The sequence below is a fragment of the bacterium (Candidatus Blackallbacteria) CG13_big_fil_rev_8_21_14_2_50_49_14 genome (assembly GCA_002783405.1).
Lineage (GTDB): Bacteria > Cyanobacteriota > Sericytochromatia > UBA7694 > UBA7694.
Window position 1 is genome coordinate 26,816 of sequence record PFGG01000047.1, and the last position, 10,903, is coordinate 37,718.

Here is a 10,903-nt window from a genome sequence, read left to right on the forward strand (position 1 = left end):
AGGCTATGCAGGATAAAAACTGTCCGCACGGGCATTCGGTTCTTGCCGATGCCCGTGTTTGCGTGACCTGCGGTTGGATTTTTGCCTTGCCCCCCGGTACGTACTTGGGCGCCTGGAAAATTCTTGAATCACAACGTCGGCATGACCGCTATTTTTACCGTGTTACAAACGGTTCAGATACAGGTCTGATTGCAGAAACGCTTGAATACTTTCAAGCCAAAACCCGCGAAAAGATCTATCAAACACTCAACCCCATGCTTGCAGAAAGAGGGCAGGCCATTCTCGACTATGGCCATTGGCAAGCAGAAAATTTACAGTTTTTGCATACCCGTTATACTGAAGATCTGTGGCCTATTGTACAAACGCCCTTAAGATCCCAGCTTGACCAAACCGGTATTTTAGCCCCCGAAGATTTAGTGGGACTCTTTCAAAGCCTGCAAAGCCTGGGAATTCAACTGCAGGAAAGAAAACTGCTCAACCCCAGTTTAACTTCTCTCCTCACCGGAAAAGACGCCCAGGGTCAATGGCGTTTTCTCGAATGGGAATACTGTGTTTTTGAATCTCAGGAACTGCTTTACCCACGCTATTTTCTGGGCTACCACAGTGCCCGCAACCGACAGGAAAAAGCTCCCGAAGCCTATCATTTTCATCTGATGCGCTCAGCACTTCGGGCCCTGCTTTTGGAAAGCATCACAGGTTCTTCACCTGTGGAGTGGTACCCTGAGCCCCTATCCATTCAGGCAGTAAAAGTCTTGCTCAGTACAGAATTCAGACGTTGGCTGGAAGATTTTGAAACAGCTCCTGATCCACGCAGAATCAAAAACCTGCCTGCCTGCTACAGTTCAGATCAGGCACGTCAAACCTTACAAAAATCAAGCCAACTCTTTGCAGAGGGCTACGCCCTGTTTCAGGCTGGAAAACTCCAAAACGCGCTCCCCTCTTTTGAACAGGCCTGTCGCCAGCATCTTTTGTTTTCACAAGCCTATCGTTTTCAGGCACTTTGTCTGAGAAGCCAAGACTACCCGACCTTTTTACGCCTGATTGACCAAGCCTTAAGAAGTGAAGAGCGGGCCTGCTTTTACTATGAAAAAGCGCAGGGCCATATTCTCAATCAAAAAATAGAAAAAGCGGCATCAGACCTGCTGCGCGCAATTGCGATTGCTCCCTATTATCCCGAAGCCTGGTACCTCTTGGGTTCCTGCCAGGAAAGAATGTCCCAATTTAACCTGGCAGAAGCGGCCTATAAAAAAGCCTGGCAACAGCGCCACAATCCCCGCTTTAAACAGGCTCTCGCTGAATTGTTTGAAAAGCAAGGCCTGCCCGAACAGGCAAAAAAATATCGGCAGGGAACGTTAAGTTCAGGTACGCGGGCACGCTTTCACACAGAAACCGCTCAAACAGCTGAAACCATTCTTTGCCGCAAAGGTCACCGCAACTCACCAGAACAAGCCTGGTGCCAACGTTGTATGCTCCCTCTCGGTCTTGAGGTCGGAGATCAGATTCAAGGCTATACCATTCTGGAATGTCTGAAACACCGAAACCCAGATCTTGAAAATTTCAATTCCGTCTACCGCGCCCAAACAGAAGAGGGTGTAGAGGTTTTGCTGAAAGAACAGTTCATTCCAGCAGCTAAACGCCAGGATTTTTTGTATAAATATGAATATCTGCTTAAAATACAGCACGATTATATTCAAAACATTCAAGACGTTTTTCTTGTTGAACCCTATGGTTATTTGATTTATCCCTGGCAAAAAGGAGAAACCCTTCAAGATTATCTGGAAAGAAAAGGAGCTGCGCCGGAACAGACTGTTTGGCAAATCCTGATCACCGTCGCCTCTGTCATCATACATTTACAAGCCCTCGATCCCCCCCTGGTGCATGGGGATATCAAACCCGGCAATATTCTCTTGACTGAAACAGGAGATATCAAACTCTTCGACCTGGATTCCTTCCTGGCTATTCCCCCTGATTTTCAACCCTACCAACCGATTGCGACTTTCCCCTATGCCCCTCCCGAACAGGAAAACCAGCATCAGGTCAACCAGACCAGTGATAGCTACGCTTTGGGCATCACGCTGATGGCAGCTTTGACGGGTATTTTTCCTGAAATTTTTCTTTCCTTTGGCCGCAAACGTTTTCTGAAATGGGAAAACTCTATTCCCCATATTTCAGTTCAACTCAAAAATATTATCAACGAGCTAACGTACTGGGATATTCACAAACGCAGTCTTTTAAGTCGGGAAAAATTACGCCCATGGCTTCAAGATTTCAAAAATCTTCAACCCCTGCCCGTGCCTGAAAAATTCAAACGTTTTCAAGCGGCCTTTTGGGCTGTGCATCGCGCAAAAACAGAACAATTGGATGAAAAAATTCGGGCATTGCTGCAAATTGAAACCAGCCGTATTACCTTACATTTTTGTGCTTCTCGCCTGTATCAGGAAAACAAACTCACGGAAGCACTCCAACTCCTGCGCAATATTCAAAGCTTTGGAACAGTCCATGAAAACAGTCTCTGGTTATTGGGGGAGCTCTATCTCAATCTGGGTTATTTCAAATCAGCCGTTGAAGTGCTGAACCAGTCTTTGGACAGTTGCAAAGATAAATTCTGGCCTTATATTCTGCTGGCCCGCAGCTATATCGGACTCAAGCAGGATCGTCTGACTCTGGTGGCCTATGAACAGGCCCAAAGACGGAATGCGTCCTCAGGTTTTGTGCTGGAATATATCAGCGTGCTGTTTGAAAAAATGTATTTTCAAGAAGCCTTGGACAAAGCACAAAAACACCTCTTGCTGACGGATCTTCCCCATGAGCGCGCTTTTTTACACGGAATTTCAGGTAAATGTTTGAGTTCTCTCAACCTGAATGAAGAAGCACTCAAAGAATTACAGGAATCCTTACGCTGGCAAGCAGAACAGCCTGCCATTCTGTTTGAAGCCGGAAAGATCTGTCTGCGCCTCAGCCAGCCAGAACAGGCACGTTTTTATCTCAAGGGTTGCCTGGAGCAAACACCAACACACCATGGCGCACGTTTTTATCTGGCACGCGCAGAAATTGAGAGTAAAAATTTTGAAACCGGGCTTGAGATTTTAAACAGCCTGAAGCCTCAAACACATGAAGATCGGGTAGATCTGCGCTTTCAAAAAGCACGGGTCTTGACCTTGATGCAACGCTTTGACGAAGCAGAAGCGTGTTATCAGGAGTTAAAAGAGCTTGCGCCCTGTGAAGCGGTCAGTGTCAATTTTGGAAATCTCTGCCTGATTCTGCACAAATATGAAAAAGCCCAAGCCCTCTTTCAAGAGGCCCTGGGCTTTAATCCCGATTCATTTCAAGCACTGCACGGCTTAAAACTCTTGAATTCGCTCCCTGTTTCAGGAAACTGAATTCGCGCGCAGATTGCTCGCTTCAGGATCAACCGTATGTGAAACACCTGAATTGCGCAAATTGCCCCCTGTTTTGGGCCAAGGCGCACTGGCGGGAACATTGGGTGTCGAAACCTTTAAAGCGTGCATCAAGACAAACTGACGATCGCCCCCATCCACAGTCGAGACATAAAGCAAGCCATTGCGCAGATTCAAACCGTTCCAGAGTGTTCCACCAGGAGAGGTTTCCCATTCCAATTGGCCTTGTGTACCCTTATCGCGAATAGCATAGAGTTTGGCATTACTCAAACCTGTATACAGCAATCGGCTGCCATCAAGCTCAGCACCAACCAAAAGCCCTGCATACACCTTATTCTCTGTTGAGGTGGTCACACGGAAAGGACTGGTCCATTTGGCGGTCCCGTCTTCCCAATAGGCGTAAATAAAAGCATTTTGAGCTGATGGAGTGGTTTGATCCTTGTTGGAGATCAGATAAATCACATCTTTGTTATTTTGGCGATCCACAATCGGGGCATGGGAAAAAGGCACATTTCCAAAATTCACATCCGTTGTCCATTTGACGCTTCCATCAGGGTTAAAAGCTTTGAGACGGCTGTTCGAGGTGCTGGTAGATAAAACGTAAACCGTTCCATCTGTACCAATCACAGGGGATACCCTTGCGCCGGAACCCAGGCTGACTGTTTGCACCAAACTGCCGTCACTGCGATTTAAAATAATCAGATCACTGGCTGTGCTGCTATTGGTAACAAAATAAAGTTTACTGCCATCTTTAGAAACAGCGCCGCCACTGACGGTAATACTGTTATTTGCAAGATTATAGAACCAGACTTGGGAACCCGTTGTGCCGTCGGCTGCTGTTCCAGCACCACCTGCCCGGGCCTGTTTCAAAGCATAAATCCCACTGTGGGTACTGTCTGCATTGATATAGGTGTACACAAAGTCTTCATCATCACATTTGCAACTTGGATTGACTCCCTGATCACGCCAGAGCAAGAGCGGAGCATGCACTTTATCGGAAGAACCATAGTTATTGATCGAAAAAGGAAAGGTATAGGACCAAATCTCGGTGGCATTGCTTTGATCCAAGGCATGCACCCGACCAGTATTGCTGCTTCCCACCTGTTCAATATCCAAATAAAACAGAGAGGCTTTTTCGGAATTGCCCGTGGGGTTGGTAGCCCCCAAAACAATTTCAGGACTCATAATTTGATGCCCCGTGACAGGGTTAAAATTAGCCGTGAAGTTTTTCAAGCCCGAAGCCGCATCAAGGGTTGTGCTGGCAGACAGACCATAGACTTTTTCACTGGCGGTATTGCCGTCTAAAGCATCATTGAAAAAAGCCCAGCCATTATTGGCGTTCAGAGCGACTGCCTGATCAGCCCCATAGGTACCAGAGGTCATCACATAACGCGCAAAGGCAAAGGGAGTAAGCTGGTAATTCGTGGGGGTCAGACCTGAACCTGTGGTATTGTTAACAGCCGCTATCGTGCCTTTGTTGATCTCAAGTGCCAAAGCCCGTGGTGAAAGTGCCTGCGGCGTCGCAGGGTTCAAAGACGTCAAACGGGTAAAGCTTAAAACATTATTGGTGACCGTGGCGCCTGTTAAGCCATTCACAAAGGATTGATAGGCATTCAAATCAAGTGCTGTATTGAGTATTGTTGAACTCATTTTGTGCAGTTCTTCAACAATGGCGCCAGTCAAATGGGTTTGCATACTCACCGAAACAGCCCCTGTCAAAGGCACATGGAAGGCATTTTTTAGCTCCAGAATTGGAGGGGAGGTTTTATTGCTATAGAACCCCACCGTGACCACCCAATTATTGCCATCGGGAATCTGGGCACCTAAAGAAAAAGGTGTGGCAGCATTCACAACCTGAACAAACCCCTGAGCATCTGCACGGGAGTCATAAACAGTCTGAGCGCCATTCACAGCTGTCAGCTTAATATAATTGGCTTGGGCGGTTTGCTTCACAGCAAAGCCAGCCTGCGAAGGATCCACCTGGAAACGCACAAAACGCGTTTGGGCAGATTTGGACAAAGTCTGACTGCCGGAAGAAACTTGAGGATCTAAGCTTAAAGCAGGTTGAATCACTGACTTTTCGGAACAAGCAGAAAGCATTCCCAAAGAAATACTTAAAAGCAAGGGTACTGTCAACTTATGAAACTTCATTCTCGCCTCCCTATTGGCTTCACATGGGCAGGCTCCCGCACGAACAGAACAAAAAATCTACCTTCCCGTATCACTCTTATAGACCTTCTCTCTGCTATGAATGTTCCAATTAATCGTAAATTAATCCTGATTAACAAGGGCTTAAAACTAAATAACAAAGAGAAGCGGTACAGCGCTCAAATTGCTTATTCTCAGATGTTTTTCCAGGGATCTGATTTACATTTTCGGAAAGAGACTGGTATACTTGTTTTCACCTGAGCCGAGGTGGCGGAATTGGCAGACGCACTAGTTTCAGGTACTAGCGCTCGCAAGGGCGTAAGGGTTCGACTCCCTTCCTCGGCACTTTAACTTCACCCATGTCAAACACATCCTCAGAGACAGCCTCTTTATCCTCAGCCCTTCAATGGCTTTGGCCTTTTTGGAAACCCCTCAGCCCACGTCTGCTTTTTCTGATTTTCACCACTCCCCTGGTGGTACTCTTTGATGCCTGGGTTCCCATGTTGGTACGTCAGATTATCGACGAACTGCAAAAAAATTCACTTCAGGAAGCCTGGCTGCTTGAAAAATCCTTATGGATTCTAGGCCTGGGCCTGGCGCATTTCATTCTCTACGTGGCCGTGCAAAGTACCCGTGGCATGACCAATTTTCGTTTTGAACACGATTTTCGCATGCGTCTGGCGCGTAAAATTGTCACACAAGGCCAATCCTTCTTTTACCATTTTCGCACAGGCGATGTTTCTACCCGTTTGATTGACGATATCAGCGAGAATAAACTGGGTTGGTTTGCCTGCAGTGGTATATTCAGACTCTACGAAGCTCTGTTGATGATTGTGGGCTGTGTCTGGTTTATGTCGCAGTTGCATCTCGGGCTGACCTTGCTGACGACTGTGCCGCTGGGTTTTGTCAGCATTTTCTATATTCATTCTTCACGCCGTACCCAAGCTTTTTCACGCCACAGCCAGAAAGCCATTTCTGCCCTTAACAGTTTTCTCACCAGCACCCTTGAAGGGATTCGGGTCGTAAAAGCCTATGACCAAGGTGAACGGCAGATTGCAAGCTTTTCTGAGGTTGTCAAACAACAGATGCAGAAAGAAATTGCCCTGGTCAAGGTCTCTTCTCTGCTCCAGCTGAGCTACAGCCGTTTTTCTGAATTGGGCCTCTTGATTATGATTGGTATTGGGGGTTGGCTGGTGATTCACAAAGCCATGAGCCTGGGCTCTCTGATTGCCTTCAACTCCTATATTTTTATGTTGATCTGGCCCATGGTAGACCTGGGACAATTTTTTATCAAAGGACGTACGGCAGGCGTTTCAGTCGAAAGAGTGCGTGAAATGGAAGCCTTTCCCCCTGATATTCTGCCGCAGGCCGACGCCCTGCCCTTTCCCACCGGCAAATTTGCATTAAGCTTTGAAAATATTGATTATCAGTTTGCGACAGGCCAAGGGCTTGCAAAGATTTCTTTGGCGACCCATTCCGGCGAAACCCTGGCCCTGGCAGGCCCTGTGGGCAGCGGAAAAACTCTTTTGCTCAATCTTATTCCCCGCATTATTCAGCCTCAAACAGGCAAACTATTGCTGAATGGACAAGAACTCTCTCGCTACGATTTGCAGGAACTGCGCCAGAAAGTAGGCTATGTCAGCCAAATTCCCAGTCTTTTTTCTGAAACCATTGCCAACAATATCCGCTTTGGCCGTGAAATCTCCCCTCAGAAACTGCAAGCAGCCATTCAAGTCGCGCAATTGGAACAGGATCTCGCACTTTTTCCAGAGGGGCTTGAAACCCGTGTGGGACAACACGGTGTGCGTCTTTCAGGCGGGCAAAAACAACGCATCGCAATTGCCCGAGCCTTGGCGGGCAGCCCCCGAATTCTGATTCTCGATGATTGTACCTCTGCTCTGGACGCCGAAACAGAATCGCGGCTCTGGCAATCTCTTTACCGCCTGATGCCCGATTTGATGGTCTTGCTGGTTACCCACCGGGTCAGCACACTGCAGCGAGCCGATCGCGTGGTTTTACTCTCTCAGGGCAAAATACGCGCCCAAGGCAGCCATTTAAACCTCTTGGCGAGCGATAAGCTCTACCAGGAAATTTATGGCCAGCCGGATGTATTTATCGATGAAGCTTAAAACGAGGTACTTAAAAGGGTTTCGCGTGTCTGCAAACCCTTTGTGCCTGCCTGGGCCTCAAAGAACCAAAGCCCCGAACGCAAAGGCACCTGCTGACCACTCAGACCAGCCTGATAAACCTCCCAGATATTCCAATGCAGATTGCGCGCAAAACCGGCATGGCCAGGCAATGGGGTCATGAGTAAAGCCTGACTGAGTTCAAGGCTTTCTTTTAAGGCCTGTCTGGGCAAGCGCGGATCAGACTGAGCCAGTGAGACCAAAAGATCTTCGCTTTCAGCATAAAACTGCGCTAATTTCTCACTTTTTAATAAATACACCAGCGTAAAATAATCAGGCGACATCCAAACCCAGGGCCCTTGAGGAGATTCTTGTCCCTGACAGAACTCTCTCTTGCCTGCTAAAATTTCCTCAGCCTGGGCCTTGAGAAACTGATTCAGCGAAGCAAAAAACGGCGTTTCTGAGAAGCTCTGAAGCTCACAAAAGGCCTGCAAAATCGTCTGATAAGAAGCCAATCCCGCTTGGTGCATCAACATGATCGGCATTTGCAAAGCCTTGCTGAAATAAAGAATTTGGGTCATCCAGGCAAAAACCCGCATCTGAAGCCAATCTGCGTCTGAAAAACTCCGTGTAGCCACGATCATTTCCTGCCATTCCTGAAGCCCTTCAACAGGAGGCTGAACCCGACTCAGCGGCGTACGATAGGGCAATCTGACAGAAACAATCTGATGCTGTTCGCGATAAGCGGGTGCAGCCAACTCAGCATTGGGCAGGATAAACACATTATAAAAGCGCATCTCACGGTGCTGACCACTGGCAATCATGCGCCCCACGCCCTCGCGAAAAGAAGCAAGGGTTTCGCCTGGCAACCCCACCAAGACATCGGTATAGGTGGGCATTCCCGCCTGATGAAAACGGGTTTGAAGCTCCTGATACGCTTTCAGGGAAATATTCTCCCTGAGAATCGCACTGAGTGCGGGCTCCGAAACCGTTTGTAGAGAAAGCGTAGTGCCCGCATGCAAACCCGCCTCAAACAGTACGCTTTGCGTTTCAAAGACGCGATCCGGCGCATTCTTCGCAGTTTGTGTATAAAACAAATGAGGGTAACCTGTTTTCTTGCGCAACTCTGCCATTGCTTCTGCGATTTGAAGATCTCGGGGAAAAATACCAAAATTGGCATCGGCACAAAAAATAACCTCTATTTTTTGGCGGGCAAACCACTCCAGTTCAGCCTGCAAGCGCTCCAGCGCAAAAGAAAGCACCTTGCTTTTGGTGGCAGACCCCCAATCACAAAAAGCACAGGAAAAAGGGCAGCCCCGGTTGGTTTCCCAAACGGTCACCCAACGGTAATCGGGGTATTGATAAAACAAGGGCTCAAAAACCCCCTTGAGAAAGGGCGAGACCATCCGATCCAAATTTCGGCTGCGGGAGCGCAGCTCTGTTTGGATCAAGTGCTTGTCGAATCGGTAACTGAGGCCTTGAATTTGTGTGTGTTCAAGAGCTGGATAGTTTTCCAAAATCTGCAGAAAGGTTTCTTCCCCCTCTCCATGCACACAGAGATCGACCCACGGGTTTTGCTGTAAAAAAAGATCCGGCTGATCGGGCACATGGGGGCCTCCCACGACCACCAGCACCTCGGGTTTTGCCAATTTCAAAGCGCGCGCCAGGGCCAGTGAATATTCTGCATTCCAAACATAGAGACTGAAGCCCACAATATCTGCCAGAGACAGTTCACGTACCCTTTGTGCCAAAGGGCCCCGCTCAAAAATCGGCAAGGTGAATAAATAGCGACCAGGATCTGAAGCATGGGTCTGCGCATAGGCTTGCAGCAAACCGATCGCATAGGGAAGATTCACAAACTGCAGCATATCTTCGGTGATTTGCACCAAACTGACTACAACCGGCTTTTTCAAGCGCAAGACCTCTGATTTCAGCTTATTGCGGTTTAGGAGCCCGGAAGGCGTAAAGTTTTTTATCATTGCAGCCAATATAGACAGTGCCCTCTGGACTGACCCAAGGGCTGGAATAAATACTATCGGGCAGCGCATAGCGCCAAAGTTCTTGGCCTTGCGCATTCAGCGCATAAACCGTGGCATCCGTACTGCCAAAATAAAGATGGCCCTGCTTGTCCAAAGCCAAACTGGATTCTAAAGCATCCAGGGCTTCAAAACGCCAGAGTTCTTTGCCTTGTGGATTCAGCGCATACAACTTGCGATCCGCACTGGGCACGTAAATCGTCCCGTCGGGGGCGGTGACAGGACTGCCGATCAGTTCATTCTCAGTGGTAAAGGTCCACTGTTTCTGCCCAAAGGCATTCAGCGCATAGAGCTGATTGTCCATGCTGCCTACATAAATCATGCCATTGGGCCCCAAAGCCGGACTCGACCAGATTGCGTCTCCGGCATAAAAGACCCAACGTTTGGTACCATCGGTATTCAAGGCATGAAGAGAACCATCTGCCGCTGTAAAATAGACATGGCCACTCGCATCAAGAGCAGCGGTTCCCAAAATTTCTTCATCTGCGTAATAATTCCATTTTTCAGTGCCATCGGATGCAATCGCATGAAAAGCCCCCGTCACCGTGCCCACATAGATCGTGCCGTCAGTCCCCAGAGCAGGGCTGGCCTTGATCGCACCATCGGTCGCAAACTTCCAGCGCAAACGGCCATTGCTGTCTAAGGCAAAGAGAAAACCTTCACGGCTGCTGAAATAAACCAAACCATTGGGCCCCACCAGAGGCCGACCGGCCAAAGCTGTGAAGGTCGGATATTTCCAACGCAAACTGCCATCCGGTTTCAGGGCATAAAGTGTAGAGTCATTGCTGCCGACATAGACCACACCCTGGGCATCACCTGTCGGACTGGCGTAAATCGCACCGCCCGTTTCAAAAGACCAAACCAAAACCCCTTCTCCAGGAGTCTGCGCAATCGGCTCGGAACTGGGCTCAGCTTGAGGTGTTTCAGAGGCAGAGGGGGGTTCGGGCGAAGCATCAGGTTCTGGCGAAGCTTCGGGTTTCGCGGAAGGAAAGACAGCAGGCACCGAAGGCAAAGGCAAAGGGGTGGGCACAGCGATTGCAGCAGCCGAGGGCCGTGCAGCAGGCAGAACAGAAGGCTTGGCCGAGGGAGCAAGAGAGCCTGTAGGGGTGCAAGCCAACAGCAAGAAAAGGCCCAGCAGAACAAGGGGAAAGGCATGCATGGAAATTTACCTGTATGAAGTTCAATGGCTTGATTC

Annotated in this window: 6 protein-coding genes and 1 tRNA gene; 4 read left to right on the top strand and 3 right to left on the bottom strand. The window is 48.6% G+C overall.

Annotated elements, in window-relative coordinates; translation table 11 throughout:
* Nucleotides 1-5: 5 nt before the first annotated feature.
* Nucleotides 6-3,380: a hypothetical protein gene (locus tag COW20_11370; GenBank protein ID PIW47772.1), complete on the top strand. Its 3,375-nt coding sequence runs from the start codon at nt 6-8 to the stop codon at nt 3,378-3,380.
* Here the strand turns inward: COW20_11370 and COW20_11375 are convergent.
* The gene (locus COW20_11375; protein ID PIW47812.1) at nt 3,369-4,781 is read right to left on the bottom strand and encodes a hypothetical protein; all 1,413 of its coding nucleotides are present in this window, start codon (nt 4,779-4,781) and stop codon (nt 3,369-3,371) included. The two genes, COW20_11370 and COW20_11375, sit on opposite strands and share 12 nt — an antisense overlap.
* A gap of 756 nt (nt 4,782-5,537) precedes the next feature.
* Between COW20_11375 and COW20_11380 the strand changes: the two genes are divergently transcribed.
* The 3 genes from COW20_11380 to COW20_11390 all read left to right on the top strand — a co-directional run bounded on the left by COW20_11380 (nt 5,538) and on the right by COW20_11390 (nt 7,675).
* A complete protein-coding gene (locus COW20_11380) occupies nt 5,538-5,807 on the top strand; it encodes a hypothetical protein (protein ID PIW47773.1) in 270 nt (89 codons plus the stop codon).
* Nucleotides 5,808-5,891, top strand: a tRNA-Leu gene (locus COW20_11385). It abuts the gene before it with no gap.
* 14 nt (nt 5,892-5,905) lie between these two features.
* Nucleotides 5,906-7,675: a hypothetical protein gene (locus tag COW20_11390; GenBank protein PIW47774.1), complete on the top strand. Its 1,770-nt coding sequence runs from the start codon at nt 5,906-5,908 to the stop codon at nt 7,673-7,675.
* Here the strand turns inward: COW20_11390 and COW20_11395 are convergent.
* Together COW20_11395 and COW20_11400 are read right to left on the bottom strand one after the other, a co-directional pair.
* The gene (locus COW20_11395) at nt 7,672-9,720 is read right to left on the bottom strand and encodes a hypothetical protein (protein PIW47775.1); all 2,049 of its coding nucleotides are present in this window, start codon (nt 9,718-9,720) and stop codon (nt 7,672-7,674) included. The genes COW20_11390 and COW20_11395 overlap by 4 nt on opposite strands.
* On the bottom strand, nt 9,608-10,867 hold the full coding sequence (locus tag COW20_11400; protein ID PIW47776.1) for a cell surface protein: 1,260 nt from the start codon (nt 10,865-10,867) through the stop codon (nt 9,608-9,610). Before COW20_11400 ends, COW20_11395 begins: the two co-directional genes overlap by 113 nt.
* Nucleotides 10,868-10,903: the final 36 nt, after the last annotated feature.

What these genes read in the sequence shown, in the direction of transcription:
- COW20_11370 (PIW47772.1), top strand. Translation starts at nt 6, where the DNA reads ATGCAGGATAAAAACTGTCCGCACGGGCATTCGGTTCTTGCCGATGCC.
- COW20_11375 (PIW47812.1), bottom strand. Translation starts at nt 4,781, where the DNA reads ATGACCTCTGGTACCTATGGGGCTGATCAGGCAGTCGCTCTGAACGCC.
- COW20_11380 (PIW47773.1), top strand. Translation starts at nt 5,538, where the DNA reads ATGAAACTTCATTCTCGCCTCCCTATTGGCTTCACATGGGCAGGCTCC.
- COW20_11390 (PIW47774.1), top strand. Translation starts at nt 5,906, where the DNA reads ATGTCAAACACATCCTCAGAGACAGCCTCTTTATCCTCAGCCCTTCAA.
- COW20_11395 (PIW47775.1), bottom strand. Translation starts at nt 9,720, where the DNA reads ATGCGCTGCCCGATAGTATTTATTCCAGCCCTTGGGTCAGTCCAGAGG.
- COW20_11400 (PIW47776.1), bottom strand. Translation starts at nt 10,867, where the DNA reads ATGCATGCCTTTCCCCTTGTTCTGCTGGGCCTTTTCTTGCTGTTGGCT.